The following is a 26,913-nucleotide window of genomic DNA, read 5'->3' as shown; positions in this document are numbered from 1 at the left end:
GACACCCCGCCGCAGCGCGGCACCCTGATCGTCATCGGGCCCGCGACACGGTCCAAGAGCCGGCGGAAACGGTCTGACGCCGCCCGAACCCCCCTGAGACGCCGGAGACCGGCCAATTCGCGCCAGCCATAATGGGGCGACGTTTCCCGGATGAGACAGGAGCATCGGGTGGACATACCCGAGAACTTGACGCGCCGTTGGGCGAATCATGTGCGCGAGAAGGGGTGGAGCGAACGGACCGCGTTCCATGCCGACGGCCGGGCGTGGACCTTCGCGGAGGTGTTCGACGGGGCGGCGAGGGTGGCGGCCGGATACCGGTCGCACGGTCTGCGCACCGGTGACCGGGTGCTGCTCGCCTTGCCCGACAGTGTGGAGATGGTGTGGTGTCTGCTCGGCGCGTGGCAGGCGGGTCTCGTCGCGGTGCCGGTGAACGTCCAGATGAGCCGGGAGGATCTGACGCGCGACGTGGTCACGGCTGAACCGGCGCTTGTCGTGGTCGACCCGGAGACCGCCGGGTGGCTCCGGGACAGCGGGCCGGCTCCCACCAGCGAGGTCGGTCCGCTCGTGGCGGCAGAGCCGGAGGAGGTGTTCGCCGCGGGCGGGGACGCCGCCGCGCTGGCCGTGTTCACCTCCGGCACCACCGGGGCGCCGAAGTTGTGCTTCTTCCGCCATCGCGACCTCGGCGCCCCACGCGCGCCCGGCCTGGTGAGCGGACCCGACACCGTCGGGCTCTCGGTGTCGCGCATGTACTTCGTGGGCGGGCTGAGCGCGTCGGTGTTCACCACCCTCGAAACCGGACAGGTGGCCGTGCTGTCGCGGCCCCGCGCGACCCCGGCCGCCGCGGTCGAACTCATGCGCCGCCACAACGTCACCGTCCTGTTCGCGCAGCCGAGCTTCCTGGCGCGGCTGCTGCTCGAACCCGGCCATGCCGAGGTACTGGGCAACGTCCGTCAGGCCTTCTGCGCCGGGGAAGTGCTCACCGCGCGACTGCGCGAGCAACTGGTCCCGATCATGGGCCCCCGGCTGCTCAATACCTACGGCACGACGGAAGCCGGTGGCGTCGCCGTCGGCCCGCCCGCGGTCTACGACGTGCCGTCGGCGGTCGGTCCGCCCCTGCCCGGCAGGCCGGTGCGTGTCGTCGACGCCGACGGACAGGAGCTGCCCACGGGCGGCAGGGGCGAGCTGCACATCCGCGTCCCCGTCGCCACCCGCGGCGTCGCCCGCGGCAGCCTCGGACCCGACATCCTGACCGACGTGTGGTGGCCGACCGGCGACCTCGCCTCCATCGACGAGAACGGTGTCGTGCACGCGCACGGCCGGCTCGACGACGTCGAGGTGATCGGCGGACAGAACGTGGTGCCGAGCGAGGTCGAACGCCTGCTGGAGAGCCACCCGCGCGTGCTGGAGGCGGCGGTCAGCTCCGTGCGGCGCCCGGCCGGGGACACGAGCCTGCGCGCCTACGTCGTCGCCGCCGCGGCACCCGGTTCGCCCGACGAAGGGCCGGTGCGGGGTGACGACGCGCTCGCCGCCGAGTTGGTCGAGCTCGCCCGATCCACCCTGTCCTGGTACAAGGTTCCGCAGGACGTCGTATGGCTGGACACACTGCCCCGCAACGGCAACGGCAAAGTGCTGCGCAGGGTACTCCGCGCACAGGGCGACGAGTTCGTCCAGCCCCATCGTCACTGTCCGGAGTCGAATGCGCCTCGAACGTGAACACTCGGTTCGGCCAACACCGTGAGGACAAGGCGGGGTTCACGCAACGGCTCACTGCGCCGCCAACGAATCGATGGCCCATAAGGAAATCACCAGTGTCCGAGATCACGGGGAAGCCGTGTTCAGCCGAGGTGGGCTTTCTGCGAGAGTCACGAAAATAGTCCTCGCACGGTCAGGTGATGGATATTTCCGCTCAACCCTCACAGCAGGGCACGCCATACCGGTTTGTCGTGCCGAGCATCGCGGCGTCAGTCGTGCCGCGTGCGCCGAAGGCCGTCCTCCCCTATCTGCAACTGGCGCGTATGCACGCGCCCATAGGCAGTTGGCTGTACCTCCTCCCCGGCCTGTGGGGGATCGCGCTCGCCTCGGCGGGGCTGCCCGACTGGCGGCAGGTGCTGTTGTTCACGGTCGGTGGGGTGCTGGTGCGCGGCTTCGGCTGCGTCGTCAACGACCTTGCCGACCGCGAGTTCGACGCCCGGGTGGCACGTACCGTCGCGAGGCCGCTCGCGGCCGGTACGGTCACGGTCACGGGAGCCCTTGTCTTCGCCGTGGTGCAGGCGGTGGCGGGGCTGCTCGTGCTGGCTGTGGCCAGCGTTCCGGCGGCGGTGTTCGTGGCCGCCTCCTATCCGCTGGTGGTCGCGTACCCGTTCATGAAGCGGATCACCTACTGGCCGCAGGCCTGGCTGGGGATGGTGTTCGGCTGCTACATCCTCGCGGGTTGGCTCGCGGTGGCCGGAAGGATCGAGACTCCCGCGCTCCTGCTCTTCGTCGCCGGTGTCTTCTGGACGCTGGGGTACGACACGATCTACGCCCACCAGGACAAGGCGGACGACGTGCAGGTGGGGGTGAAGTCCCTCGCGCTGCGCCTCGGCAGGGCGACCCGGCCCTGGGTCGCCGGGTTCTACGGGGCGACCGTGGTCGGGATCGTGGCCGCCGGAGCCGTCGCCGGTCTGCACTGGACGTTCTACGCGCTGTTTCTGCCGGGCGTGGCGCACCTGGCCTGGCAGGTGGTGACGGTGGACATCGACAACCCTGCCGACTGCCGGGACAAGTTCATGGCAAACCGTTTCTTCGGGTGGCTCGTGCTCGTCGCCATCGTTGCGGGGAGCGTTTTTTGAGGCGCGGCCACGCGGTCGCACCGGAGTGACGGCGGAGGAAACACATGTCTGCAGGCCCCTGGTCCGTGCGCACGGAGTCGCGGAGCCTGGCCCAGTTCGTGGCGCTCCTGCGGGAGCCGGCGAGTTTGGCCACCGAGGTGCTGGAGGAGTGGTGCGGTGCTCCGGTCACCGCGGAGATCCGCCACCGCGCGGATGGCCAATTACCCGTCCCGCCTGCCGGGCGGACATTCGGCGGGGGTTCGGCGCAGGCGGAGGGAGACCCCTTCTTGCCGCCGGAGCGGGTGGCCGAACTGATGCGGCTCTCGACGGGTGCCCGTGTGCAGTTCCGCACCGTTCACCTGCGCGCCGGGACCGAAAAGGTCGTCACCGCGAGCGCCGTCGTGGCGCTCGACCGCATAAGCCCCGAGGAACGCGCCGTGCTCAGCACCACCAACGCACCGCTGGGGCCCGTGCTGGCGGCGGGCGGTGGAGTGCGGCGCGTGATGGTCACGTCCGAACCGACCAGCCTCGAACCCGCCGTGCGACCGCCCTGCGACGCCGACGCTCCCGTGCTGACCGTCACCGCACTGCTGTGCCGTGGAACCGTGCCCGTCAGTCTCGTGCGGGAGGCTTTCCTGCCAAGTCTCCTCGATCGAGACGCCGTCCACGACGCATGAGGGATCCCATGCCGAACTCTCCCGCCGCGGTCTTCGAGCGGCTCACCACCACCGTCCCGCCGGTCCGCACCGAGGTTCGTCTCGGCACCGCCTGCGTGCTCGGCGGCGGCGTCGCCGGCCTGGTCGCGGCCCGCGTGCTCGCGGACCACGCCAACCGTGTCGTGATCATCGAGCCCGACCAGCCGGAAGCCGCGCCCAGCGGCGCGGCTCGTCCCGGCGTCCCGCAGGGCTCCCAGGTGCACCTCCTGCTGCCCGGCGGTCGCGCGCAGCTCGAACGCTTCTTCCCCGGTGTCGTGACACAGGCCCTTGCCGGGGGTGCTGTCTCGTGCGGTCCGGAGCGCACCGCCACCTACCTCGACGACGTCGAGCAGATCGCCACGCCCAACGCGCAGTTCGTGGGGAGCAGTCGCCCCTTCCTGGAGTCGCTGATCCGTCGGCGCACGCTCGCACTGCCCAACGTCGAGCTGGTGAGTGGACGCGTCATTGGGCTGCGGTACGCGCGCGGCGCCGTCGAGTCGGTGCGCTACGCGGTCGGCGGCGACCACGTCGTCGTCCCAGCCGACTTCGTCGTCGACGCCTCCGGCCGCGGCAGCAGGCTGAGTGACTGGCTGGAGCAGGGCGGCTGGCCCCGACCGGAGACGCAACGGCTCCAGGCCGACATCCGCTACCTGTCTGCCCGCTTCACGCGCTCGGCCGACTGGGACGGCCCCCTCAGCGGCATCTCCCGCTACAGCCCGCACTTCCCGAAGGACATCGCCGGAGCGGCGGTCAACCCGATCGAGAACCAGCAGTGGGCGGTGATGCTCGCCCACTTCGGCAACGGCGCCGAGAGCCGCACGGCCGACGAGTTCGTCGCCCGGTGCCGTGAGCTGCCACCGATCTTCCAGGAAGCCGTCAAGGGCGAAATCGTCGGCGAGGTCGTCCCGTACCGCCACCCCGACAGCAGGTGGCGCCACTTCGAGGCGCTCGACCGCTTCCCCGCCCGCCTGGCGGTCCTCGGCGACGCCGTCGCCTCGTTCAACCCCCTGTACGGGCAAGGTATGTCCTCGGCCGCGCTCCACGCCTCCTGCCTGTCGGAGTACCTGCGCTCCGGCCCCGACCTGGACGCCCCGGCCCGGCACTTCCTCGAGCTGGAAAAGGTCGTCGTCGAAGCCGCGTGGCAGACGTCCACGGCCGGCGACGCCATCCGGCTGGGCCTGGCAACGCCACCGGCCACCGATCAGGGGCGGCGGCAGGCGTGGGCCCTGCGACAGGTGCGGGAGGCAGCGGGCCGGGACGAGCAGGTCGGCACGGCCCTGCGGGCGGTGGGGTTCATGACCGCCCATCCGGCGTCGCTGATGGCACCGGCGTTGGTGCTTCGCGCGGCGCGGGTCAACGGTGTGCCGGAGGAGCGGATCCGGCAGGAGTACACGATGACGGAGACGACGTGACGGGCCAGATGACGCACACAGCACTCGACCGCTACATGGAGCTCGCCGACCGCGCCGTGCGGGACCCCTCGGCGCTGGCGGAGCTCCCCACGATCTTCGCGCCGGACGCCACCGTGAGGCTGCGCGACGAGCCGGTGACCGGCATGCCCGCCATCATGGAGTTCTACCGGGTGTTCGTGGCGGCGGTGGCCGAGAGCAAGCACTACTGGACAACCACGATTCTCGAGGACGGCACGATCGAGTCACACTGGGTCGTCGCGGCGCGCCGGGCCGACGGCAGCCTGATGACCGCGGCCGGGGTCGAGCACGCGACCGTCGACACCGATGGGTTGATCACGAACCTGCGCAACCGGTACACCCGTCCGCCGGGCTGACCAGACCCGGCGTACGGGCCTTCGCCGATGCGCCGGTAGCTGCCGAGAAGGGTCGGGCCGCGGTTGCCACACGTCCCGCCGCGCCGCCCGGACGGGGTGGTACGCATCGACGGGCCGTTCGGGGCCCCTTCGGCGGCGAGGGCGGTCAGAAAGGCCAGGCGAGCATGGCGAGCGTGATGTGCCGGTGCCAGGAGGCCCAGTTGCGGACCTCGTAGTGGTCGAGCCCGACTTGGCCCTTGGCGGCCTGGAAGCACCCCTCGACGCTCCACCGAAAACCGGCGACGTGGACCAGTGCGGACAGGGGCCCCTCGGTGGGTGACCCGCACAGGTAGAAGGCGAGTTCGCCGGTGGACCGGTTGCGTCGACCACGAGAACGCTTCCGTCGGCGCCGAGGTGTTCGGCGGCGTAGGCACGCACCTCGTCGCGGACCGACTCGGCGTCCCAGCGGACGTAGCACAGCAGACGCTGCATCGGCTCGGGCCGGGCACGGCCGACCTGTTCGGCCGGCTGCCAGCAGTTCTTCCGCTCGACGCTGCGACAGCAGCCCGAACATGGTGTCGACATGGTGCCTGATGCCTCCATCCGTAAATGCCATCCCGGGGACCGCTACCTCCTCTGCTCGGATGGGTTGTCGAACGTTGTTGGCCCCCAGTCTATTTTTGAGGTGCTGGCTGATCGGCAGGTTCCGCAAGAGGCGATTCAGGAACTGATACAACTGGCACTGCGCGGTGGTGGCCCTGATAACGTCACTGCAGTCATCGCGGACGTTGTGGTTCTCGATGAAAACGACATTCCTGGCGGGCTCGGCAAAGGATCTCCCATCCCGCCAAGTGCCCGCCTCGGCGATGTCCCCATCGTCGTGGGAGCCGTTGCAGAATCGGATCTCCGCCTCAACCCCGGGCCGCTCGCAGGCTAGGTCCTTTCTTTAGAATCTTGTCGGCTTAAATGCCGGCGGTCCCTCGCCAGGCGGGTACGGTCTGGTCCGTTACCCGCTTGGCGAGGTTGTCGATCGAAGCGATGTGGACCACGCTTCGCCGCTGGCGTCGAGGTCGGGCACGTCGGGGTTGCCCCACCGGGCGTCGTGCTTGTACCAGATGTTCGGGAAGGCGAGGAAGCGGTGCCAGGCCACGCCACTCCGCTGCTCAGGGGTGAGGAGCCCCCGCCACGGTCGCGCTCCTTCGGGACCTGGGCTTCGAGGGCCTGATCGTCAGCGACGACCTCGATGCCCCTGCCACGCTCCGGGGGGCGTACCGCCCCCCGGACCGCGGTGGCCGCCGTCCGCGCCGGTGTGCACCTCCTGCTCGCGCCCGAGGACGGACACCTCGGTGACGTCGCCGCCGCCCTGATCGAGACCGCCGAAGGCGACACCGTCTTCGCCCGCACCCTTCACGGCGCGGCCGAACGCGTCCGCGCCCTGGCCGGCCGGCAGCGTTCGGCGTGGTGACCGGCCCGGCCGTGCCCCCGGCGGTTCAGCCGTCCTTGGCCGCCCGCTCGAGAGCCGGGGCGACGCGCAGCGCGTTCGCCCCGATCGGCAGGGCCGGCCGGGCGGTGGACATCCACTCCCGCCCCGACGGGGGCGGGACGGGGCGGTCGGGATCCGCGCGGCCCTGTGAAGCGCGGGGCCCGGACAGGCCGGACCCCGCGCAAGAGGGTGCTCACGATCCGTCGTACCTGGTGCTTACGGCTTGTCGAGCACCGTCCCCGTCAGCACCGGCTTGCCGGGCAGCGGCTCGGCGTTGTCGTCGGTCAGCTCGAGGCGCATCGACTCGGTCGGCTCGGCCACGTGGTCCCGCACGGTCGGTACGGCGAAGTCCACGCTGGTGCTCCCGGGCGGGATGTTCAGCCATACCCACAGGTCCGCGTCGGACAGCGGCCGCTCGGGGTCGGGCGCGTCACCGGACCAGTCCTTGAGCCACTGCGGGTCCACGTCCTTGGTGGACAGCTCGGCGCCCTCGGCGACCGGAAGTACCCGCACCGGCTGCCAGATGTCCACCGCCGTGGGCGCGTCCAGGGACAACCGCCAGGTCAGCGTCTCTCCCTCGGGCACCCGGTCCGCGACCGGAGAGAGGGTGATCACCGGCGCGGGGTCGTCATTCTCGACGGTGAGCCCGCCCCGGTGCTTGCCGACGACGGCGTTGTGGACGGCCTTCACGGCGATGTCGTGGGCCACGTCGTCACCGTAGACCGTGTCGCCGTTCACCTCGACCGGCACGTCGATCGCGTCGCTGCCGGGCCGTACGGTCACGAGCCGGTTCTCGGCCCGGCCACCGTCCGGGTCGAGGACGTACACGCGGACCTGCCCGCTGCCGTGCCCGGAGATCTCGACCGGAATCCGGTAGGTGCGGGTGCCCGAGTCGCCCTCCTTGACGACCGTGCGGCCCACGTCGACGCGCGGCAGCGCGGCGGCCTTCACCGGCCACGTGCCGGGCGCCCAGCCCCAGGCGTCCATCAGCCAGGCCTGCCCGGACTGCGAACGGGGCGTCAGCTCAAGGGACGTGACATGCCGGAGATCGAGCCCGGCCCGGGTCGCGGCCGACAGCGGGACCCGCAGCTCCTGAGCCCAGTAGGAGGCGGTGTTCGCGGAGCCCGGGAGCCCGTCCACCTGGACCGAGCCCAGTGTCGCCCGACGGTGGGAGGAGTCGGTGACGGACACGTCGAACTTCGTGCCGGTCGTGTTCGGCGGTACGAAGACCCGGAGCGCGAGCTTCTGGGAGTCGCGGAGGGAGAGCGGCTTGGCCGGAGTGATATGCGCGGCCGTGCCCGGCGCGGACCACTTCAGGGCCACCGCGCCGCGGCCGGTCTCCGGTTCCGCCTCCCACCACGCGAAGTGCGGTGACGATCCGGGGGCCTCCGGGTTCAGACAGGCCACTGCCGGGTCGGGGTCGACCGCCGAACACCGCCGGGCACCGGTCACCTTTACCCCGCCGTCCGGCAGGAAACCACCGCTGCGACGGCCGCCGACCGCGTGGGTCAGCACCCGGGCCGGGTCCGCGGACGGGGCCCGCTTGCCGGACCCGTCGAGCAGCGGACGCACCCGATCGTCCCCGACGAGGAAGAGCCGGGCCGCGGCGGCGATGTATGTGGCGCCCGCCTTGTGCTGCTGGGCGGCGGTCAGCCGGGTCGCGGCACCCGGCGTGCACACCGGATCCGGCTGCTCCGGGTCGGTCCCGAAGTCGTCCATGGCCGGTGCGGCGGCCTCGCCCGGGGTCCACTCGCTGTTGAAGTAGTTGTGGTTGGCGCCGACCAGGTAGACCGCGCTGTGCAGTGCCGTACCCCGGCTGATCCCGCGCGTCCCGTCGACGAAGTTCTCGCCCTGCAGGTCCGACACGTCGCCGTCACAGCCCGGCAGCAGCGTCACGGACGGCACGTCGGCGACTGGATTCTGGCCGAAGATCGTCGGTCCGATGAGCACAGTCCCGCGCACCTTCCAGCGCACCGGACCCCGGTAGCCGTCCTCGGCGGCCGGCGGCGGGTAGAGACTGTCCATGGCGGCCCGGTTGACGCCCTCGCCACCGCGCGAGTGGCCGACGAGCAGGACACGGGAGAGGTCGGCCTTCGCCGCCTTGCGTACGACGGCCGGGGCGGAGGAGCGATGGGCGGTCCAGTCGGCCCAGTGGGCGAGGTGCTGCCGTACCAGCGAGGAACGCGCCTGCGCGCCGGAGTCCTCGGCCTGCCAGTCCTGGGCGTTGATGCCGTTCGCCGAGATCGACACCGTCACATAGCCCTGTGAGGCCAGCAGTCGCTGGTCGCGCAGATAGCCCAGGTGGCTCGGGATCGGCTTGAAACCGTCCGCACAGGGCCAGTCGCCGGTCACGCCGTCCTCGGAGCCCGGCTTGTAGCAGGTTTCGTGGCGGCCGTGCAGGAACAGCGCGAGCGGCCGGCTGCCGGTGGCCCCCTTCGGCGCCACCACCTCGGCGGTCATCTCCACCGGGGTGTCGAACCCGGGCAGGCGCACCGGGGCGAGGTCGTACTCCCCGGTGACCGTGCGGTACGAGCCGGGTTTGCCCGGATCGACTCCGTTCGCCGGCGCCTGCGCGGGCCTCCGTGCCACGCGCGGCCCGGACCTGTGCGTGTCGTCGGCCGCCGCGTCCAGCCGGCGCCCCGCGGCCGTCACGCGCAGGGCCGTCAGCCGCTCGGGCCGCGTCGTGCCGAGTACGAGCCGGAAGGTCCGCCCATCCCTCGCCGGTTTCGGCACTCCGAGCAGCCGGCCCCCGGTACGGAACTCGACCCGCGCATCCCCCATGGGCACGGCCTTCGGCGCGCGCCAGACCAGCTCACGCGCCCCGCCCTCCCCGTCGATCCGCCACCCCGGCGGGAGTTGGTTGTCGGCCGTCGCGCTCAACTGCCCGGATGGGCGCGGCTGTCCGGCCTGTGCCAGTCCGGGTGAGCCCGCCAGGGCCGCCAGCACCGCCAAGGCGGTCACACCTATTCGCCGGGCACGGATCAATGATCCTCTCCTCAAAACCCCGTGCGCAGACGTCCCGTCCGTCCCGGGCGCCTCTCGCGCCACCTAGGACGGGGGAGAGGTGTCTGTGGGTTGTCCGTGAGGAGATGCCGAGAGCGGGCGAGCGACGTGATCAAGCCAGTGCCACTGATCGCTCTCCGATACGTCGTCGGGCAGCGCCGCACGGGGCGCCTGCGATCCGCGACCTGCCATCCCCTACATGCGTGAGCATGGTCCCGGACATCCTGCGTCACCGACGCCGGTCACATGGGACGCAACGAGAGCTGCGGCATCCAGGCTCACTGGGCGCGGCAGGTCCTGAGGTAGCTGAGGAACGATGCCTGCAACCCGGTCACGTGCGTTTCGTGCATGAGTGCGCTGGTGACGGATCCGCCGCGTGAGGTGAGGCGGTGAAGGAACGTGGCCGCGTTCTTCGCGAGACTCTGGTAGACCGCCAGCTCTCCGAGCAGCTCGCGGTCGTTGAAGGTCACGTGAAGCTTGGTGGCGGGCAGGGTGTCACCCATTGCTTGAAGACGAGCGAAGACCTGACTGTCTGCATTGACAATGCCGGGGCTGCCCGCGCCGATGCTCTCGAAGAACGTGCTCTTGGTGAGCCAGGCGTAGAGACTGAAGAGTCCGCCGTACGAATAGCCGAAGAGGCCGTGACCGCTCGGGGCTGTGCCGTAGTCGCGTTCGATCCGCGGGTGCAGGTCGTCGGTGAGGAACTCCAGGAACACGTCCCCGCGGCTGTCGCTCAATTCAGCGAGGTAGGCGTCGGCTTGCTCGCGAGTCATCGTCCCCGCTTCGATCCCCATCTCCACCGCGTCGATGTACTCCTGCGCGATGGGTTCGCCGGGGGGCACGAGGTCGCGGTTGCGCAACCGCGACCAGTGCTCCGCTTCCTCGCCCGCGTAACCCACGCTGACTTGGACGTAGGGCTGAATCGACTGCATGGGGTCCAGCTGCGTGACGATGAGTGGGGCGGTCATGCCCACGGCCCAGTTGCCGTCGAGCACGTACACGACAGGCGCTTGCGCCGCGGCAGGGTCGTAGCCCGGTGGCGTGGTGACCCAGACGCCGTAGTCGTGCCCCCCGCTGGAGCGCATCTCGAAGTAGTCGGTGTGGGGGAGGCAGCCCTGCCACATGGTGCTCATCTGAGGTCCTTTACGATTCGGCCGGCCTGGATCACGAGGACGGCGTTGGCGGGGTCGGAGAACAGTTCCGGGTCTTCGAGCGGGTTGCCGTTCCACAGAACGAGGTCTGCCTGCGCGCCGGGAGTGATGACACCCACCTGGCCGGACAGGCCGAGGATCTCGGCGTTGGTCCGGGTCGCCGCCACGAGCGCTTCCATCGGCGTCTCGAGGGCCGCGCGCAGGCTGAGTTCTTTGCCACGACGGTCCTGGGCCGGACCGATGAGGTCGGAACCCAGCCCGATCCGTACTCCGGCGTGCTTGGCGGCAGCGAGCGCCTGTGTCATCTGCTCGCGTACGCCCTTGGCCCGGTCGCGGGTCGACTCGGCGAGACCGGCTCCGGCGGTGTCGTGCAGCAGTTGCTCGACGACAGCGAACGTGGGCACGAGGGCGACCTCGCGAGCGGCCATCAGGGCCGCTGTGGATTCGTCGAGGCTGGTGCCGTGCTCGACACAGCGCACCCCGGCCTCGACCGCGTTTCGTATGCCTTCGTTGTTGTGGGCGTGAACGGTCACATAGGTGTTCCGTGCCGCAGCTTCTTGAACTGCGACAGCGATCTCTTCGACGGTGAACTGGGTGTCGCTCAGTCGATCATGTGCGCCCACCACTCCGCCGGTCACGCAGAGCTTCAGGAAGGAGGCTCCGCGACGGAAGGCTTCGCGGACGTTGTGCCGCAGCTCGTCCGCGTTGCCCGCCATCATGGAGAGGGCGCACAGGCCCGCGATGTGGTGGCTGTTCCACAGCTCGGTGGGTTCCCATTCGGCTCCGTAGTAGCCGTGCCCGCCGATCTGGCACTGAACAGGTCCGCACGACAGGACGCGCGGCCCTCTGACCTTGCCCTTCGCGATCGCGGTGACGACACCGCCGTCGATCCCGCCGGTGTCGCGAACGGTGGTGAAGCCGGCGTCGAGCGCCGCGCCGGCCGTGGCGAAGATGTCCGCCGCGATCTCGGCGGCGCTGATCCGAAACGAGAAGTGCGGCTGGATCGGGCTCGACAGGCCCAGGTGGACGTGAGCGTCGATCAGGCCGGGCGTCATCGTCAATCCCTCGGCATCGAGACGCTCGCCGTGCGCGCTGGAGGCCCCGAGACGGGTGATGCGGCCGTTCTCGATCGTGAGGCCGAGCTTGCAGGGGTCGCGCCCCGTTCCGTCGATGACCGTCGCGCCGGCCACATGAGCAGGTCTCATCGTCGATCCTTCGCCGTTGCGAATCTTCTTTTCCAATGGATAAACTGTGGGAGTGATCCTGTCAACCTCGCAACGCAACGGCAGCGCGCGCGAGCGACTCCTGGCACGGCTTCTCGACGCCTTCGGCGAGACCCTGCCCCCGCCGGAGATGTCGCTCCGTGAGATCGCCGCCCGAATCGAGACCAGCCACGCCCTGCTGCGCTACCACTTCGGGTCACTCTGGGGCGTCTTGGCCGCCATGCTCAAGGCGCAGCGATCCCGTGACAACGAGGCACTTCTGGAGGCCGCCCAGCAGGGCACCTTCGACGATTTCGTCAGGGCGATCTGGCGTACTTACACCCGGCCGGAGCAGCTGTCGCGTGTCCGCGGCTTCTTCTACGTCGTCGGACTGGCCGCGTACGGCCCCGAGGACTTCCGTGAGTTCGTGGAGTCGCTCGGCGACCTGACCGCGATGCTGTCCTCACTCGCGGAACGCGAAGGGCTCGAGGCGAGGGAAGCGCGGGATGTGGCCACCGTCACCGTTGCCGCGATTCGCGGCCTCCTCCTGCAGGAACTCCTCACTCCCGGAACCCGCCGGGAGGACGCGGTCACCTTGATCCTGCGCATGCGCGAGGGCCGACCCGCTCCACGATCATGTCCGGAACGTTGAGCGGCCTTCGGCCCCCACAGCTGAGCACCGGCGCACCTGTGCGACAGCGGTGGGGTATGGCGACGGAAGGTGACGACAACGGTCGCCGGAGCATGGCCTCTTACCCGCGTACGGCGCGGACAACGGCGGAGCGGCGCCCCGCCGCGCCCCCGCAGGAACCGTCTGGTCCGGCGATAAGAAGGTGAGCTGAAACGTGACTGAGAGCACAGACGTGGTCGTCGTCGGGGCCGGGGTCATCGGATCCTCCATCGCTCTCGAACTGGCGCGAAGCGGCCTGCGGGTGGTCGTCGTCGACAAGTTCGGCGGCGCGGGCAACGGCTCCACCAGCGCCTCGAGCGCCGTGGTCCGCTTCACCTATCCCACGATCGCGGGCGTCAAGGCCGCGTGGGAGTCCCTTCACTGCTGGGAAGCATGGCGCGACCATCTCCAAGCACCCGCCGGTGAACCCCTCGCAGCGTTCAACCGCTGCGGCGTCACCCTGCTGGACGTGGACTTCGCACCCTGCAGCCTGTTCACGCGCCACTTCGACAAGGTCGGTGTCCCGTACGAGGAATGGGATGCACAGGAGCTGTCCGAGCGGTTGCCCGCCGTGGACACCGGCCGGTACTTCCCGCCCCGCCCCGTGGATGACGACGAGTTCTTCGCCGACGCGTCCGCTCGGCTCGGTGCTCTCCACACACCCGACGGGGGCTTTGTCGACGACCCGCAACTCGCCGCGCGCAACCTTGCCGCGGCCGCCCAGCGGCACGGAGCCACCTTCCGCTGGAAGACCGAGGTCACCGCGGTGATGCGGCGCGGGGGACGCGTGCGCGGGGTGCGCCTCGAGGAGGGAACCGAACTGTCCGCCGGGGTGGTCGTCAACTCGGCCGGCCCATGGTCGGGACAGCTGAACCGGCTCGCCGGAGTGGGCGGCGACTTCACGGTCGGTCTGCGGCCGCTTCGCCAGGAGGTGCACCATGTAGCGGCCCCCGCCGGCTACCACGACGTCGGCGGCGACCGTCAGGCACCGGTGCTGGTCGATATGGACCTCGGCACATACATACGGCCCGAGGGCAGGGAGTTCCTGCTCGTCGGCGGCACGGAACCCGAGTGCGACCCGCTGGAATGGCTCGACGATCCGGACGACGGGAGCCCCCTCCCGACCGTGTCGCAGTTCAGAACGCAGGTGACGCGGGCGGCTCGCCGACTGCCCGGTCTGCGCGTTCCCAACAAGCCCAAAGGGGTGGCAGGCGTGTACGACGTGACCGACGACTGGACCCCCGTATACGACCGAACCGAACTCGCCGGCTTCTACGTAGCCATCGGCACCAGCGGCAATCAGTTCAAAAACGCCCCTCTGGTGGGCCGCCTCATGACCACCCTGATCCAGGGTGTCGAAGGCGGGCACGACCACGACCGCAGTGCGCTCACGCACACCTGCGAACACACCGGCCAGCCCATCGACCTCGGTGCTTTCTCACGCCGACGCCGGCCGGCCGCATCCACGGGCACAGTCCTTGGCTGACGCCGGGCCGCCGGGGCCGGTCAGGTGTGCTCGCTGCCATCCGGCAGCGCATCAGCCCCCTGACGGGCGAGAAGGCACGCGCAGCTGAAGGAGCCCGCCCGCATGGAGCACAGGCTCATGCACGTCACCGGGGTGACGGCACGGCGAACGCCGCCGCACCCGTACACGTCCCGCGCAAGGCGGGCGTCGGTGGTACTAGCCGGTGGCATCGCAGTTCATCGCCATCATGCGGCGGGCTCGAGCGCGAACACGACAGCCGCCCCGCCGCTGCGGGCCTGGGCATTCACGGGGACGGCGGACAGGTCGGGGCACGCGGGCGTGGAGCTCGGCCACGGCCTGGTTGATGTGGGTCTTGGCGGTGGTCGCCGGGCTGATGACCAGCGGCCTGGGTTACCGTCCGGACGCGAATGCCGCGTTAACGGCGGCCTCGGCGTGCAGGCGGGTGGTGGCGAAGACAGGAACCGGACTGTGCTCCGGGCTGATGAGAAGCTCGATCTCGGTGCAGCCGAGGATGATGCCCTCCGCGCCAGAAGCCACAAGCCGGCTGATCACCTCACCGTAGGCCGCTCGGGACTCCTCCCGGATGATGCCGAGGCAGAGCTCTTCGTAGATCACTCTGTGGACGACGGCCCGGCCGTCCGCGTCAGGCACCAGGACCTCCAGGCCGTGCCCGGCCACACGGTCGCGGTAGAAGTCCTGCTCCATGGTGAACGCGGTGCCCAAGAGCCCCACTCGGCGCAGACCTGCGGTCCGCACCGCAGATGCTGTCGCGTCGGCCAGATGCAGCAGCGGAATGTCTACCGCCGCCACCACCTGGTCGGCGACCTTGTGCATCGTGTTGGTGCAGATCAGCAGCAGGCCCGCACCAGCCGCCTGCAGGGACCGGGCGGCGTCGGCGAGTACTTCGCCGGCCTCATCCCAGAGCCCGGCCACCTGCAGCCGCTCGATCTCGGCGAAGTCGACCGAATACAGCACGCACTTGGCGGAGTGGAGGCCGCCCAATCGCTCCCGGACCCCCTCATTGAGCAGCCGGTAGTACTCGGCCGTCGACTCCCAGCTCATGCCGCCAATCAATCCGATGGTCTTCATCGCCCCACTCTCGCACGTACTTCGCTGGTCGCGGGGCGAGGGTCCGGGTGACAGCAAGGCTGCCCCTGTGACGCGACGGCATCGTTCCTGAACTCCTCCGGATCCGGAGACCTACGTCCCACCAGGCCACCCTTCCTGGGATCTGCGAGATCCATTGTCAGAGTGTCCACACCACCGGGGTCACCTCAGGTGAGTGTGTCCCCGAGGATGTCGGCGAGCAGGTCGATCTGGTTCGGGTCGGTGTCGTTGGCCACGAAGACGAGTTCGTCGAGTCCGGCTGCTTCGTGGGCGGTGACGGTTGCGTGGATCATGTCGGCGGTGGTGGCCGCCGTGTCGATGACGGTCCGGACGTAGTCGGGGCCGGCGAAGGCGTAGTAGTCGTTGACGGCGCGGGCGAGGGATCGGTGTGCGTGGCCGCCGAGGGCGAACATCGCCGTGGCCCTGGTGCGCGGACGTCCTTGCCTGCCGGCCTCCTTCCAGCGGCTGTGGAGGCGGGTGGTGAATGTGAGGAACTCGTCGATGTCTCCGCCGGTTCCGGCGATCCACCCGGTGCCGTGGGAGGCGATACGCCGCAGCGTCGCCTGCGATGCGCCGCCGAACCACAGTGGCGGCCCTCCGGGGGTGGCCGGGGCCGGACCCACCTCCTCTTCACCCCGCCAGATGGCGGTGACGCGTTCCACCAGTGTGTCCAGGGCACGCCCTCGGGTGCTGAAGTCCAGGTGGCTCGCCCGGTAGTCGTCTTCGCGGGCTCCGGGAGCGAGACCGAGATGCAGCCGTCCGGCGCCCGCGATCCGGTCCAAGGTCGCCGCGGCCTTGGCGAACAATGCGGGGTTGGTGTGCAGCGGGGCCAGCAGCACGCTGGTGACCAACCGGATGCGTTCGGTGGCCCCGGCCGCCGCGGCCAGTGTGATCAGGGGGTCCGGAGTGGACCAGGCCAGGCGGTCGCTGGCGATCAGCGAGGCGAATCCCCGCTCCTCGGCCCGCCGCGCCCACGTCACCAACGTACGCTCCTCAACTCCGGTGACATGGCCCGGCAGCCCTACGCCTATCTCCATGTGCCGTGTCTCTTCCTTCGGTAACGGACCGGGTGGTGCGTGTCCTTCCACCGCTGCCGCCTGTGCTTCGTCGACAGCAGCGGGAGGCGTTGCCCGCCCGGCCTCATGACGTGCGTCGGGGTATTTTCCTTCTCGGTGGCTCAGCTTTTGAGCGTGCCGCCGTACTCCTCCGGGACGAGGTCGGCCTGCTCGGCGCCGCTCCTGATCAGATCGAGGATGGTGTCGGCGGCGCGCTCGGGCGACTGGGGTACCAGGCCGCTGGAGCCCTCCATTTTCAGCGCGCCTGCGACGTCGCCGCGAACCGTCCTGACGAACTCGGTCTCGGTGATCGACGGGAACATCATCGACACGGCGATGTTGTCGTCGGCGAGCTCGACGCGGGCGATGGCCGAGAGCTTGGCGAGGGCGGCCTTGGAGGCGGAGTACGCGCCGGATCCGGGCAGCGACGACCAGATGATCCCGGAGCCCACGTTCACGATGGCCCCGGCTCCCTGCTTGCGCATCTGCGGAAGGACGGCCTGCGTCGCGGTCAGGGGTGCGAGGAGGTTGAGTTCGAGGACGGCGCGGAAGTCCTCGGGGTCGATGGCGTCGACGGTCGCCTGTAGCCCCTGGCCTGCGTTGTTCACCAGGACGTCGATCCGCCCGAACTTCTCGATCGCGGCTTCTGCGGCCGCCGTGACCTGGGCCCGGTCCGTCACGTCGCATGGCACGGCCAGGGCCACGGACTCGCCGAGTTCCTTGGCGAGCTGTCGGATGCGTTCCTCGCGGCGGGCGAGGAGCACCACACGCGCTCCGGCGCGGGAGGCGGCGCGTGCGGTGGCAGCTCCGATGCCTGACGACGCTCCGGTCACGAGTACTACGGCTCCGCTGATGTCCATGGGGGATTCCTCATTCATGAGTCGGTGGATTGTCTGAGCGGCGCCACGGCCTTCGAGGCGCGGGGGCGCCCACGATTAAATACTATCAACTAATAGCTATCGAGTGATAGGAAGGTACTCTCGTGGCATGAGCGACGTCAAATCCGCCAGTCTCCACGAGCTGGCCGACCTGGTCTTCGCCGTGGGGCGGCAGCTTCGGCCCCCGGCGGACCCCGCCTTCGAGCCGTGCACGCCGATCGAGATCAGCGTCATGCGGTTCATCCACCACCACCCCGGCACGTCCGCGCGAGCCGCGTCGGAGGCGACCCTGCTTCCGTCGAGCAACTTCAGCCGGGTACTGCGCGGCCTGGAGAAGAGAGGGCTCGTGGATCGCGTCGTGGACGACCGCAACGCCCGAGGCGTGCGCCTGTACCCCACCGACAAGGCCCGCCGGAATCACCAGATCCTCCGGGACAACTGGGACCGGACCCTCCGGGGCATCATCGACGACCCCGCCACCATCGAGATCGTCAATGCCACGCTCCGGCGTATCGAGGACGAACTCATAGCCCGGCGCAGCGGGACGGACGCCGATCGCGATCAAACCGACTAGCTGGCGACGGACGGGTTCTGTCCCTTGCGCTTGCCCGTGGGGATGAACAGGTCGGGCTGGATCTGCTCGACGGACTCGCCGAGCGCGCGGCGCCGCAGCACGGTGTGCAGCATGTCGTCGGTGATGACCGGCGGTCGGCCGCCGTGCTTGCCCTTGCGGGCCGCGGTGGCCAGCCCCTCCAGCGTCGACTCGCGGATGTTCTCCCGCTCCGTCTCCGCCATCGCCGCGAAGAACGCGAACAGCAGCTTCCCGGGGCCGGTGGGGTCGTAGATGCCGGGCAGGGGCCCGGCGAGCATCTCCAGGACCAGGCCGTGGGCGGTGAGGTGGTCGGCGAGTGCGGTCAGCTCGGCGGCGTGGCGGCCGAGGCGCTTCATCTCGTACACGGTGAAGATGACCCGGCAGTGCGGGGCGTGCGTCTTGACCTCCCGCGCCGTACGGAGGGCCTCCTCGAACCGGGGGCGGACCCGTACTCGGGTGCCGATCTTCTCGCTGAAGATCTTGTCCCGGGGGATGCCGTGCTTGCTGAGCGCGTCGAGCTGGGAGTCGAGTTCCTGGCCGAGGGTCGAGCAGCGGGCGTAGCCGATGCGGATGTCCGCGCTCGGCAGGTCCGGGTCGATTGGCGCCGGCGGCGGGGTGCCCGGCCGCCACGGCCGGCCCGGGCCGCGGTCGGCTGGGGTCGGCACCCGCAGCGTTTTCTTCAGCCGGGGCACGATGGTGAAGCGGCGGGTGTGGTAGGCGGAGGCGACCGCGCCGCCGCGCGAGCGGCAGGGCGAGCCGGGTTGCGCGTCACACTTCGGACAGGCGTGCTGTTCGACGTCGTCCGCGTCCGACCGGTCGATTGGGGAGGCTACGATTCCAGGAACCCAAGCGCCCGTGCGACGAATTCGTCGTGGTACTGGAAGATGCCCCCGTGTCCGGCATCCGGGTAGAGGGGGACGAGTTCACCTCGGGGTAGCCGCGCGGCCAGGTCGAGTGTGTTCTCGCTCGGGACCATCCGGTCGCTCTCGCCGTTGGCCACCAGGACCGGCTGCTGGATGCGCGACAGGTCCTGCGGTGCTGTGCGGCCCCAGCGTTTGATGGCCTTCAGCTGGGCGCGGAACGACTGCACCGAGATCGCCTTGTCGCGGTCGTCCGTGCGCTCCTTCAGCCGCGCCAGAAATTCGCGCGCCGCCCGTTGGCCCCCCTCGGTCTGGGTGAAGAAGAGGTAGTGCTTCGGGTCCTTGCGCCGCAGCGTCGCCTTCAGCATGTCCTGGACGGTGAGGGACGTGACCTTGTCGATGCCGGGTCCGCCGGCGGGGCCGGTGCCCGCGAGGATGAGTTTGCGTACGAGGGCGGGTTCCTGTGCCGCGATGACCTGGGCGATGAAGCCGCCCATCGACAGGCCGAGCAGGTCGACCCGGTCGAGCCCGAGGGCTCGGATGAACAGCACGGTGTCGCGGGCCATCGCCTCGATGGTGTCGGGTGTGGAGCCGCCGGACGCGCCGACGCCCCGGTTGTCGTAGGTGATCACGCGGCGTCGGTCGGCCAGTCCGTCGACGACCCGTGGATCCCAGTTGTCCAGAACCGCGGACAGGTGGTTGAGGAGGATCAGCGGTACGCCGTCGTCCGGGCCGAGCTGCCGGTAGGCGAAGTTGATGCCCTGTACGGAAACGGAGCGGGTCGGCGCGTTCTTGTACGACGACGGGGTGGGTGTGGGGGAGCTGGACGATGCGCTCATGGCCGGGTCCTGGTGTGCGGTGGGGGGTGAGGGGTTGGGCTTCTCGTTGTGACGGGCTGCCTCGGCGTCCGGCTGGGCTGTGCCCGCGCTCATGTCATGGAGACGACGACTTTCCCGGCCTTCGCGCGTCCCTTCTCGACGTACTCCATGGCCTGAAGGGTTTCGTCGAACGGGAAGACGCGGTCGACGACGGGTCGGACCTTCCCGGTGTCGATCAGAGGGGTGAGTTCGCGCAGTTGGTCTCCGCTGGCCTTCATGAACAGGAAGGAGTACGTCACGCCCAGGCGCTTGGCCTGGCGGCGGGTCTTGGAACTGAGGGCGGTCATGGCCAGGCGGAGGACCGGGTTCGCGCCGAGTTCGCGGGCGAAGGCGGGGTCGGGCGGGCCCGCGACGCTGATGGCCGTGCCGCCGGGCTTGAGTACGCGCAGGGATTTGGCGAGGTTCTCGCCGCCGAGGCTGTCGAGGACGACGTCGTAGCCGTCGAGTACCTCTTCGAAGTCCTGGGTGCGGTAGTCGATGACGACGTCCGCGCCGAGGTCCCTGGCCAGGTCGACCTTGGCGGTGCTCACGGTGGTGGCGACGTGTGCGCCGAGCGCCTTCGCCAGCTGGACGGCGATGGAGCCGAGGCCGCCGGCGCCCGCGTGGATGAGGACCTTCTGGCCCGGTTGCACGCGGGCGCGCTCGACCAGTGCCTGCCATGCGGTGAGGGCGACCAGGGGCAGGGAGGCGGCCTCGGGCATGGTGAGGGTGGCCGGTTTGGGCGCCAGGTCGTCCTGGTGAACGGCGATGAGTTCGGCGAAGGTGCCGATGCGGTCCTTGTCGGGCCGGGCGTAGACCTCGTCGCCCACCGCGAAGCGGGTGACGGACGGGCCGACGCGGACGACCGTCCCGGCGAGGTCGTTGCCCAGAATGAGCGGGAGGCGGTAGGGCAGGAAGGTCTTGAAGTCTCCGTTGCGGATCCTGAGGTCCAGCGGGTTGACGCCCGCCGCGTGGATCTTGACCAGGACGTCGTCGGCGCCCACCTGGGGGTCGGGCGCTTCGGCGGCGCGCATCCCGGCCTGGTCGCCGTACTTCTCGACCATGAAAGCCTTCACCGTCGTCTCCGTTCCGTGTCCCGTCCGTGGAAGGTCGGGGTCTCCGCTCGCCCGGGCTTGTCCCAGTGCGAACTAGTTTGTGGTGTCTTTCTGGGTGCGGCGCGGGCGTACCGCGTCCTCGGCCGCGTTCACCTGTCAGGCCACCGGCACGACCGGGGCGGTGACGTGGTCGGCGGCGCCTCCCTGGAGGCGGTCCAGGGAGGCGGCGATCCCCTCGTGGGGCACGCCGAGCGGCACCGCGCTGACCTCGGCCAGGCGGGTGTAGTGCTCGTCGGTCAGCTGGACGTCGAGGGCGCCGAGGTAGCTGTCGAGCTGGGAGAGACTGCGCGGGCCGATGATCGGGACGAGCGCGGCCACGGAGCGGGCGGCGCGCTCGCGCACCCACGCCACCGCGACCTGGGCGGGCGTCACGCCGGTCTCCTCGGCGACGGCCAGGACGGTGTCGACGACGGCGGTCTTCTGGCCGGTGCTCTCGGTGTGGACGACCGCGCCCAGGTCGCTCAGGCGTCCCTCGGCGGAGCTGCGGTACTTGCCGGTGAGCAGTCCGCCGCCGAGCGGGGACCACAGGGCTGCGCCGAGCCCGAGGCTCTCGGCCATGGGCAGGAGCTCACGGTCGGCGGTGCGCTCGACGAGGCTGTACTCGTGCTGGACGCCCACGATCGGGGCCCAGTTCTTGAGGTCCGAGAGGGTGACCGCGCGCGAGACGCGCCAGGCGGGGAAGTTGGACAGCGCGGCGTGGTGGATCTTGCCGGCGCTCACCAGGTCGTCGAGTCCGCGCAGGAGTTCCTCCATCGGAGTGAGCTCGTCGGGGAAGTGCACCCACAGCAGGTCGATGTAGTCGGTGCCCAGGCGCTTCAGGCTGGCCTCGACCGAGGCGACCATGTTCTTGCGGCTGTTGCCGGTCCTGGAGATGTCCGGCTGCGGGGCGGCGCCGAGGGCGAACTTCGTGGCCAGGACGAAGTGGTCGCGGTCGGCGGAGATCAGCTTTCCGGTCAGCTCCTCCGACTCGCCGAACTGGTAGCCGTCCGCGCTGTCGAGAAAGGTGCCGCCGGCCTCGGCGAACCGGTCGAAGATCCGCCGGGCCTCGTCGGGCTCGGCGCCCGCGCCCCAGCCGGTGCCGAAGTTCGCGGTGCCGAGCGCGTACTCGGAGACGCGCAGTCCGGTCCGGTGGCCGAAGGTCGTGTAGCGCATGAGATGTCCTTGTCTGAGGGGTGTGGAGATGGTCGCGCCGGGGTGGGGGGGAGCGGCGTCAGCCTGCGTTCGGCTGGGGTGCCGCGGACAGGCTCTGCTTGACGTACCGGCTGGCCTCGTCCGCGAGGATCTCGGGCAGGCCGGTCTCGATGCCGTGAAGGGCCTGGGCCGCGACGTCGTCGGCGGCGACCTTCTGATCGGCGGGCACGCCGGCGGCCATGTCGGTGTCCATGTAGCCGACGTGCAGAGCCGAGACGGCGATCCCGCGCGGTGCCAATTCCTCACGGATCGCGTCACTCAGAGCCCAGGCGGCGGCCTTGGACGCGGCGTAGGAGCCGAGGGCGGCCGGGTGGAACCAGGACAGGACGGACAGGACGTTGAGCACGGCGCCGCCGCCGTTGCCCTCGATCACGGGGGCGAAGGCGCGGGTCGCGGCGAGCGGGCCGAAGAAGTTGGTCTCCATCTCCCGGCGCACCTCGGCCAGGTCGCCTCCGATGAGTGCCGCGCCGGTGGAGACGCCCGCGTTGTTGATCAACAGTGTCGCGTCGGACGCCATCCGGGCGGCCTCCTGCACCGACGTCTCGTCCGTGACGTCCAGCCGCAGCGGGACGACACCCGGCACGTCGACCGTCTCGGGGCGCCGGGCCGCCGCGTACACCTTCGCGCCACGCTCCACGAGCTGGGCGGCCAGATGCCGTCCGAGCCCCCGGTTGGCGCCGGTGACCACCGCGACCGCGTCCTTCAGTTCCATGCCCACTCCAGCGTTACGGCCGTCGGCGAGCGGCCGGCGGCACTAAATTAGATGACAACCACAATCTAAACACTGATTTAGGATAGATGCCAGTCGACATCCAAGCAGGAGGTGGCCGATGGGCCGCGTATCGCAGGCGCAGGCCGAGGAGAACCGCCGACGGGTCGTGGAAACCGCGTCTCGCCTGTTCCGGGAACAGGGGACTCACGCCAGCGTCGCCGACATCATGAAGGCGGCCGGACTGACCCACGGCGGCTTCTACAAGCAGTTCGCCTCCAAAGAGGCACTCATCGACGAAGCCACCGCCCACGCATTCAACGAACTCACCCGACGCCACAAGGACGGACTCGAGCAGCACGACGGGCAGCGAGGCGCCGCCCAGCGGGCACTGATCGACGCCTACCTCTCCCCTGGACACCGCGACAGCCCGGCGGACGGGTGTCCCGTCGCCGCACTCGTCACCGACATGGCGCGCGAGGGCGAAGTCCAGGAAGCCCGCCGGATCTACACCGAAGGCGTGGGCGACTTCGCCGAGTGGCTCACCACTGAGGACCAGGACGGCATCACCCGGCTGTGCACCATGCTCGGCGCACTCGTCCTGGCCCGGGCCACCAACGGTTCCCCGCTCTCCGAGGAGATCCTCACCACCGCGCGCGCGGCACTGACGGCATCCGGCTGATCCGTGCCGCGCTGCCGGGCAGCCCGCCAGGGACATGCGCCGACAGCGCAGCCGACCTCTCCCAGTCCGACCCGCGGGACCGGATGGCGTGGCAATGCACCCCACCGGATCCAGCCCTCTGGGGCGACGTCGGGGATACCGGATTTCAGGTTGCCGACCTTGCCGAGCCGCCCGCCGCCGATCGGGCGGTTCCCGTCTCGGGCGGGGTTCGGGGTCCGGGCACCATGGACGCCGCGGCGAGGGCGAGGTGGGAGTTCATGTCCAGCTCGAACCTGGATCCGCTACAGAGAGCTACTTGTCACTTTGCCGTAGCTTCGGGAGGACAGGGCCATGACGGCGAAGACGTACAGGCGCGCCCCGGTCAGCGTGCGGACTTCGAAGAGGTGGCAGGCGAGGAGGGCCTCGGCCTGGCTGCGGAGGAAGTCTGTCCAGGTGGTGCTCTGCCGTTCGGGTGCGGGTGGGATGCCGTGCTCGCGGAGGATCTCCCAGACGGTGGAGGCGGCAACCTTGATACCCGGCGCCGCGAGTTCGCCGTGGATCCTGCGATACCCCTACGAGGCATTCTCCCCGGCCAGGCGCGGGACCAGGGCGGGGATCGAGCGGATCGAGCGGATCGTGCGTGGGCGTCCGCGTCGTCTGGGTACGCGGGTCGCGGCATGGCGCCGCCTGGGCAGGTCACGTGCCCCGGGCATTCCGGCATTTCCAGGAGACCCGACAGGGACAAGACCTCTCGTTCGCTGCCCCAGGCCCTCCGTCACTAATGGCAACCCAGGTGATGAGGGTTTCGGAGTGCTGGATGAGGCGTCCGTACTCCCTCGCGTGGTGGCGGGGCGACACGGCCGTCCCCGCCGACGTCCTGTGGGCGGTGGAATCCTCGACGCGGAGCCGGAGGGGCCGACGGGGCTTGCCGCGTGTCCTGCCCAGGTCAGCGGGGCGTCCTTCGCAACGGAGAGGCGCGGCTACCTCTTTAAACTCTCGCAACATCCCTCCGGCTTGACTGCAGGAGCTGGCCCACCCGGGGTCCGCAGAGAGGAATCATCATGCAATTCAGGCGAAGCTGGGGCATCGGTCTGGTCACCGCCGCAGTGCTGATCGGCGGCGGGGCGACGATTGCCAGTGCTGCGTCCGGCGCCTCCTCCCACAACGGCGGGGACGAGCCTGCGGTAGTTCTGCCTGAGGGTGACGGCCCAGGCGTCCCGGCGGGTGACTCCCAGGCGTACCCGCTGCCCGAGGGGGACCGCCCCGGTACGCCTGCGGGAGACGAGACGTACCGCCCCTGATCTTGCGTTGCTTGAGGTAGCTCGGTGCCGGGGCGGCCGCCCCGGCACTGGGTATGACGGTCTGCGAAGCTATTGCTGGGGCCCGTTACGAAGGGGAGAGCCCGGAAGTGGTGCGGGGGACGAGAGGAGCAGGGACGTGAAAGTCCTTGTGGTCGAGGACGAGCCTCTGCTCGCGAAGGCGCTGCAGATCTGTCTGCGACGAGACTCGATGACGGTCGACGCGACCGGTGACGGCGGATCAGCTCTGGAGATGCTGGAGCTCAACGACTATGACGCCATGGTTCTCGATCGTGATATCCCGGTCGTGCATGGTGATGAGGTGTGCCGTCGCGCCGTTCATGCGTACCCGCAGGTAGGGGTGCTGATGCTGACCGCCGCTGGTCGGCTGGATGACCGCGTGGAGGGTCTGCGACTCGGTGCTGATGACTACCTGGCCAAGCCTTTCGAGTTTCCTGAGCTCATTGCCCGGCTCCGGGCGATCTCGCGACGTACGGGGCCTCGACTCCCTACGCTGCTCCGGGCCGGTGACCTGAGCCTTGACCCCTTCACCCGCCAGGTCTCTCGCTCCGGCGTCCCGCTGAGCCTGACCAACAAGGAATTCGCCGTCCTCGAGCAGCTCCTGCGCGCAGGCGGCGGAGTGCTGAGTGCCGAGGAACTTCTTGCCAAGGCATGGGACCGGAACGCCGATCCGTTCACCAACTCTCCCCGGGTGGTGATCTCCACCTTGCGTCGCAAGCTCGGCCACCCCTGGCCCATCGAGACCATCGCCGGCGCTGGGTACCGCATCATCACCGAGCAGGCCTCGTGTCCTCAGAAAGATCAGGACTCCGCCCGGTGACCTCTCGGCGATTCTCGGTGAAGGCGCGGGTCACTATCGTGTTCGGTGCGTTGCTTACCATCAGCGCCGCCCTGCTCATCGTGCTGGTGGTGGTTCTTATGGCCTACGTGCCGCGGTACACCCTCACCCCGGTCGATGTGACGCTCGTCCCGGGTCAGGCACCGAGTTCGGCCAGGTCCTCCAGTGTTCCAACCACCGTGTCGAGCCCCGCTGATTTCCTGCGCCTCCTGGCCATCCTCTCCTCTCTCGCCTTTCTCGTCGTCATCGTGATCGGTGCCCTGCTCATGCGCGTAGCGGTCGGCCGTGCTCTGGCACCCCTCGCCGAAATCGACGCCGCGGCACGCAGCGCGGTCGCGGGCGACCTCAGTTCCCGCGTGGACGTGGAGGGCCCGCCCGACGAGGTCACCAGCCTGGCCCGCACGTTCAACGGGATGCTGGCCCGACTGCAGCGGTCTTTCGACACCCAGCGCCAGTTCGCCGCCAACGCCTCGCACGAGCTCCAGACACCGCTCGCGGCCAGCCAGGCGCTTATTGACGTCGCGCTGGGAGACCCGAATCTGGGCCATATGCACGACCTGCTCACTGATCTCCGCCAGCTCAGCACCCGCAGCACACGGACAGTGACGGCACTCCTCGATCTTGCAGCAGCGGAAGACGGCGAACTCAACCGGCAGACGGTCGCGCTGGACGCCGTGATCCAGCAGGTGCTGAGTGAACAACGGCCCCAAGCGGCTGTCGTGGACGTCGAGCTACGACTTACCCCAACCCCTCCGGCCCCGGTCAAGGCCGACCCGGTACTCCTGCGACTGATGCTGGACAATCTCGTCAGCAACGCCATCCAGCACAACACGAAGCCGGGAACGGTAGACGTCAGTCTCACGGTCGACGCCGAGCAGGCCCTCTTCAGCATCAGCAACTCCGGACCCGCCCTCTCTCCCGAACAGGCCGCCCAGGTCACCCAGCCGTTCTACCGAGTCGAGGGCCGTACGGTCAGTGTCACCGGCAGAACTGGACGCGGGCTGGGCGCCGCGCTGGTCGCCCACATTGCGGAGCGACACAGCTGGCCCCTGGGCGTGACCGCGCGACCAGCCGGCGGCCTTCTTGTCACTGTGCAAATACCGTGTAGCCACATGTCACACGAGTGAAGTTCCCCCCCGCGAACTGGGCAGCGGGTGTTTACGCTGCCGGGACGAGGTTCTGCCCGAGCATCGATCTCGTTTCGAGCGGGGTGACGTACCCGTAGTCGCGCTTGCCGAGAATGTCATCCGCCCTGGTCGGAAGCCTGCACCTGGGCTGGCGGTCGTCGGCCTCGGCGTGCATCCCGGCAGACCTGGCGCTCGTTCCTCCGCGCTCAGGCCCACACGCAAGTTCCCCGCCGCGTTCGACGCCGTCTTCGCGGGCAACGGCACAGTCGTCATACCGACTCCGCCGCAGAGCCCGCGGTCCAACGCGTTCGCCGAACGAGGGATACGCACCCGCGCGGA

The 26,913-nt window shown here is 69.7% G+C and carries 24 protein-coding genes and 3 pseudogenes; 13 read left to right on the top strand and 14 right to left on the bottom strand.

Annotation, left to right across the window (positions count from 1 at the left end):
• The first annotated feature begins 150 nt into the window (after nucleotides 1-150).
• The 5 genes from ABFY07_RS29300 to ABFY07_RS29280 all read left to right on the top strand — a co-directional run bounded on the left by ABFY07_RS29300 (nucleotide 151) and on the right by ABFY07_RS29280 (nucleotide 5,291).
• The gene (locus tag ABFY07_RS29300) at nucleotides 151-1,713 is read left to right on the top strand and encodes a class I adenylate-forming enzyme family protein (RefSeq protein WP_346177385.1); all 1,563 of its coding nucleotides are present in this window, start codon (nucleotides 151-153) and stop codon (nucleotides 1,711-1,713) included.
• Nucleotides 1,714-1,892: 179 nt separating this feature from the next.
• Nucleotides 1,893-2,831, top strand: a complete 939-nt coding sequence (gene ubiA, locus ABFY07_RS29295; RefSeq protein ID WP_346177384.1) for a 4-hydroxybenzoate octaprenyltransferase — start codon at nucleotides 1,893-1,895, stop codon at nucleotides 2,829-2,831.
• 125 nt (nucleotides 2,832-2,956) lie between these two features.
• Nucleotides 2,957-3,487: a hypothetical protein gene (locus ABFY07_RS29290; RefSeq protein WP_346177383.1), complete on the top strand. Its 531-nt coding sequence runs from the start codon at nucleotides 2,957-2,959 to the stop codon at nucleotides 3,485-3,487.
• 8 nt (nucleotides 3,488-3,495) lie between these two features.
• Nucleotides 3,496-4,917, top strand: a complete 1,422-nt coding sequence (locus ABFY07_RS29285; RefSeq protein ID WP_346177382.1) for an FAD-dependent oxidoreductase — start codon at nucleotides 3,496-3,498, stop codon at nucleotides 4,915-4,917.
• The gene (locus ABFY07_RS29280) at nucleotides 4,914-5,291 is read left to right on the top strand and encodes a nuclear transport factor 2 family protein (RefSeq protein ID WP_245738536.1); all 378 of its coding nucleotides are present in this window, start codon (nucleotides 4,914-4,916) and stop codon (nucleotides 5,289-5,291) included. The genes ABFY07_RS29285 and ABFY07_RS29280 overlap by 4 nt, the downstream gene beginning before the upstream one ends.
• 148 nt (nucleotides 5,292-5,439) lie before the next feature.
• On the opposite strand, the pseudogene ABFY07_RS29275 reads toward ABFY07_RS29280, so the two are convergent.
• Nucleotides 5,440-5,589, bottom strand: a pseudogene (locus ABFY07_RS29275) (IS701 family transposase); the annotation flags it as partial.
• Between the two features lie 264 nt (nucleotides 5,590-5,853).
• Here ABFY07_RS29275 and ABFY07_RS29270 point away from each other — a divergent pair.
• Together ABFY07_RS29270 and ABFY07_RS29265 are read left to right on the top strand one after the other, a co-directional pair.
• Nucleotides 5,854-6,207 carry a PP2C family protein-serine/threonine phosphatase gene (locus ABFY07_RS29270; protein ID WP_346177381.1) on the top strand — a complete coding sequence of 118 codons (354 nt, stop codon included), beginning with the start codon at nucleotides 5,854-5,856 and terminating at the stop codon, nucleotides 6,205-6,207.
• Nucleotides 6,208-6,513: 306 nt separating this feature from the next.
• Nucleotides 6,514-6,735, top strand: coding sequence for a hypothetical protein (locus tag ABFY07_RS29265; RefSeq protein WP_346177380.1), 222 nt, complete (start codon nucleotides 6,514-6,516; stop codon nucleotides 6,733-6,735).
• A 234-nt stretch (nucleotides 6,736-6,969) separates the two neighbouring features.
• Here the strand turns inward: ABFY07_RS29265 and ABFY07_RS29260 are convergent, their stop codons facing one another.
• The 3 genes from ABFY07_RS29260 to ABFY07_RS29250 all read right to left on the bottom strand — a co-directional run bounded on the left by ABFY07_RS29260 (nucleotide 6,970) and on the right by ABFY07_RS29250 (nucleotide 12,148).
• The gene (locus ABFY07_RS29260; protein WP_346177379.1) at nucleotides 6,970-9,714 is read right to left on the bottom strand and encodes an alpha/beta hydrolase; all 2,745 of its coding nucleotides are present in this window, start codon (nucleotides 9,712-9,714) and stop codon (nucleotides 6,970-6,972) included.
• A gap of 320 nt (nucleotides 9,715-10,034) precedes the next feature.
• Nucleotides 10,035-10,889, bottom strand: a complete 855-nt coding sequence (locus ABFY07_RS29255) for an alpha/beta hydrolase (protein ID WP_346177378.1) — start codon at nucleotides 10,887-10,889, stop codon at nucleotides 10,035-10,037.
• Nucleotides 10,886-12,148 (bottom strand): metal-dependent hydrolase family protein, encoded by a 1,263-nt coding sequence (locus ABFY07_RS29250; protein WP_346177377.1) that lies wholly within the window; start codon nucleotides 12,146-12,148, stop codon nucleotides 10,886-10,888. Before ABFY07_RS29250 ends, ABFY07_RS29255 begins: the two co-directional genes overlap by 4 nt.
• 10 nt (nucleotides 12,149-12,158) lie before the next feature.
• On the opposite strand from ABFY07_RS29250, the gene ABFY07_RS29245 reads away from it, so the two are divergent.
• Entirely contained in the window at nucleotides 12,159-12,761 is a 603-nt protein-coding gene (locus tag ABFY07_RS29245; protein WP_346177376.1) for a TetR/AcrR family transcriptional regulator, read from the top strand.
• A gap of 193 nt (nucleotides 12,762-12,954) precedes the next feature.
• The gene (locus ABFY07_RS29240; RefSeq protein ID WP_346177375.1) at nucleotides 12,955-14,265 is read left to right on the top strand and encodes an NAD(P)/FAD-dependent oxidoreductase; all 1,311 of its coding nucleotides are present in this window, start codon (nucleotides 12,955-12,957) and stop codon (nucleotides 14,263-14,265) included.
• 390 nt (nucleotides 14,266-14,655) lie between these two features.
• Here the strand turns inward: ABFY07_RS29240 and ABFY07_RS29235 are convergent, their stop codons facing one another.
• The 3 genes from ABFY07_RS29235 to ABFY07_RS29225 all read right to left on the bottom strand — a co-directional run bounded on the left by ABFY07_RS29235 (nucleotide 14,656) and on the right by ABFY07_RS29225 (nucleotide 17,287).
• Entirely contained in the window at nucleotides 14,656-15,354 is a 699-nt protein-coding gene (locus ABFY07_RS29235; RefSeq protein ID WP_346177374.1) for an aspartate/glutamate racemase family protein, read from the bottom strand.
• Nucleotides 15,355-15,539: 185 nt separating this feature from the next.
• Nucleotides 15,540-16,409 (bottom strand): LLM class flavin-dependent oxidoreductase, encoded by an 870-nt coding sequence (locus ABFY07_RS29230; protein ID WP_346177373.1) that lies wholly within the window; start codon nucleotides 16,407-16,409, stop codon nucleotides 15,540-15,542.
• A 140-nt stretch (nucleotides 16,410-16,549) separates the two neighbouring features.
• Nucleotides 16,550-17,287 carry an SDR family oxidoreductase gene (locus ABFY07_RS29225; protein WP_346177372.1) on the bottom strand — a complete coding sequence of 246 codons (738 nt, stop codon included), beginning with the start codon at nucleotides 17,285-17,287 and terminating at the stop codon, nucleotides 16,550-16,552.
• A 127-nt stretch (nucleotides 17,288-17,414) separates the two neighbouring features.
• Here ABFY07_RS29225 and ABFY07_RS29220 point away from each other — a divergent pair, with 127 nt between their 5' ends.
• Nucleotides 17,415-17,879: a MarR family winged helix-turn-helix transcriptional regulator gene (locus ABFY07_RS29220; protein WP_346177371.1), complete on the top strand. Its 465-nt coding sequence runs from the start codon at nucleotides 17,415-17,417 to the stop codon at nucleotides 17,877-17,879.
• Here ABFY07_RS29220 and ABFY07_RS29215 read toward each other — a convergent pair.
• The 6 genes and pseudogenes from ABFY07_RS29215 to ABFY07_RS29195 form a co-directional block, all read right to left on the bottom strand.
• A complete protein-coding gene (locus tag ABFY07_RS29215; protein WP_346177370.1) occupies nucleotides 17,876-18,562 on the bottom strand; it encodes a recombinase family protein in 687 nt (228 codons plus the stop codon). The two genes, ABFY07_RS29220 and ABFY07_RS29215, sit on opposite strands and share 4 nt — an antisense overlap.
• Before the next feature lie 6 nt (nucleotides 18,563-18,568).
• Nucleotides 18,569-18,718: pseudogene (locus ABFY07_RS43230) on the bottom strand (zinc finger domain-containing protein); the annotation flags it as partial.
• Nucleotides 18,719-18,726: 8 nt separating this feature from the next.
• Complete coding sequence (locus ABFY07_RS29210; protein ID WP_346177369.1) at nucleotides 18,727-19,689, bottom strand: alpha/beta fold hydrolase; 963 nt, start codon at nucleotides 19,687-19,689, stop codon at nucleotides 18,727-18,729.
• Entirely contained in the window at nucleotides 19,686-20,690 is a 1,005-nt protein-coding gene (locus ABFY07_RS29205) for an NADP-dependent oxidoreductase (RefSeq protein WP_346177368.1), read from the bottom strand. Before ABFY07_RS29205 ends, ABFY07_RS29210 begins: the two co-directional genes overlap by 4 nt.
• Nucleotides 20,691-20,825: 135 nt before the next feature.
• Nucleotides 20,826-21,881, bottom strand: a complete 1,056-nt coding sequence (locus ABFY07_RS29200; protein WP_346177367.1) for an aldo/keto reductase — start codon at nucleotides 21,879-21,881, stop codon at nucleotides 20,826-20,828.
• Between the two features lie 58 nt (nucleotides 21,882-21,939).
• Nucleotides 21,940-22,632 (bottom strand): SDR family oxidoreductase, encoded by a 693-nt coding sequence (locus ABFY07_RS29195; RefSeq protein WP_346177366.1) that lies wholly within the window; start codon nucleotides 22,630-22,632, stop codon nucleotides 21,940-21,942.
• A 118-nt stretch (nucleotides 22,633-22,750) separates the two neighbouring features.
• Between ABFY07_RS29195 and ABFY07_RS29190 the strand changes: the two genes are divergently transcribed.
• A complete protein-coding gene (locus ABFY07_RS29190) occupies nucleotides 22,751-23,311 on the top strand; it encodes a TetR/AcrR family transcriptional regulator (RefSeq protein WP_346177365.1) in 561 nt (186 codons plus the stop codon).
• A gap of 314 nt (nucleotides 23,312-23,625) precedes the next feature.
• Here the strand turns inward: ABFY07_RS29190 and ABFY07_RS29185 are convergent.
• A pseudogene (locus ABFY07_RS29185) lies at nucleotides 23,626-23,991 on the bottom strand (integrase); the annotation flags it as partial.
• A gap of 736 nt (nucleotides 23,992-24,727) precedes the next feature.
• Between ABFY07_RS29185 and ABFY07_RS29180 the strand changes: the two are divergent.
• Together ABFY07_RS29180 and ABFY07_RS29175 are read left to right on the top strand one after the other, a co-directional pair.
• Nucleotides 24,728-25,429: a response regulator transcription factor gene (locus ABFY07_RS29180; protein WP_065968542.1), complete on the top strand. Its 702-nt coding sequence runs from the start codon at nucleotides 24,728-24,730 to the stop codon at nucleotides 25,427-25,429.
• Nucleotides 25,426-26,574, top strand: coding sequence for a sensor histidine kinase (locus ABFY07_RS29175; protein ID WP_346177364.1), 1,149 nt, complete (start codon nucleotides 25,426-25,428; stop codon nucleotides 26,572-26,574). Before ABFY07_RS29180 ends, ABFY07_RS29175 begins: the two co-directional genes overlap by 4 nt.
• Nucleotides 26,575-26,913 lie beyond the last annotated feature (339 nt).

This window comes from Streptomyces sparsogenes subsp. cuspidosporus (assembly GCF_039532705.1).
Lineage (GTDB): Bacteria > Actinomycetota > Actinomycetes > Streptomycetales > Streptomycetaceae > Streptomyces > Streptomyces sparsogenes.
The sequence above is the reverse complement of the archived record's forward strand: the minus strand, read 5'-3'. Positions and strand labels throughout refer to the sequence as shown.

Excerpts from the sequence above, each read along its gene's own strand:
- ABFY07_RS29300 (WP_346177385.1), top strand. The coding sequence starts at position 151 with ATGAGACAGGAGCATCGGGTGGACATACCCGAGAACTTGACGCGCCGT.
- ubiA (WP_346177384.1), top strand. The coding sequence starts at position 1,893 with ATGGATATTTCCGCTCAACCCTCACAGCAGGGCACGCCATACCGGTTT.
- ABFY07_RS29285 (WP_346177382.1), top strand. The coding sequence starts at position 3,496 with ATGCCGAACTCTCCCGCCGCGGTCTTCGAGCGGCTCACCACCACCGTC.
- ABFY07_RS29270 (WP_346177381.1), top strand. The coding sequence starts at position 5,854 with ATGGTGCCTGATGCCTCCATCCGTAAATGCCATCCCGGGGACCGCTAC.
- ABFY07_RS29265 (WP_346177380.1), top strand. The coding sequence starts at position 6,514 with ATGCCCCTGCCACGCTCCGGGGGGCGTACCGCCCCCCGGACCGCGGTG.
- ABFY07_RS29255 (WP_346177378.1), bottom strand. The coding sequence starts at position 10,889 with ATGAGCACCATGTGGCAGGGCTGCCTCCCCCACACCGACTACTTCGAG.
- ABFY07_RS29235 (WP_346177374.1), bottom strand. The coding sequence starts at position 15,354 with ATGAAGACCATCGGATTGATTGGCGGCATGAGCTGGGAGTCGACGGCC.
- ABFY07_RS29230 (WP_346177373.1), bottom strand. The coding sequence starts at position 16,409 with ATGGAGATAGGCGTAGGGCTGCCGGGCCATGTCACCGGAGTTGAGGAG.
- ABFY07_RS29225 (WP_346177372.1), bottom strand. The coding sequence starts at position 17,287 with ATGGACATCAGCGGAGCCGTAGTACTCGTGACCGGAGCGTCGTCAGGC.
- ABFY07_RS29220 (WP_346177371.1), top strand. The coding sequence starts at position 17,415 with ATGAGCGACGTCAAATCCGCCAGTCTCCACGAGCTGGCCGACCTGGTC.
- ABFY07_RS29210 (WP_346177369.1), bottom strand. The coding sequence starts at position 19,689 with ATGAGCGCGGGCACAGCCCAGCCGGACGCCGAGGCAGCCCGTCACAAC.
- ABFY07_RS29200 (WP_346177367.1), bottom strand. The coding sequence starts at position 21,881 with ATGCGCTACACGACCTTCGGCCACCGGACCGGACTGCGCGTCTCCGAG.
- ABFY07_RS29195 (WP_346177366.1), bottom strand. The coding sequence starts at position 22,632 with ATGGAACTGAAGGACGCGGTCGCGGTGGTCACCGGCGCCAACCGGGGG.
- ABFY07_RS29190 (WP_346177365.1), top strand. The coding sequence starts at position 22,751 with ATGGGCCGCGTATCGCAGGCGCAGGCCGAGGAGAACCGCCGACGGGTC.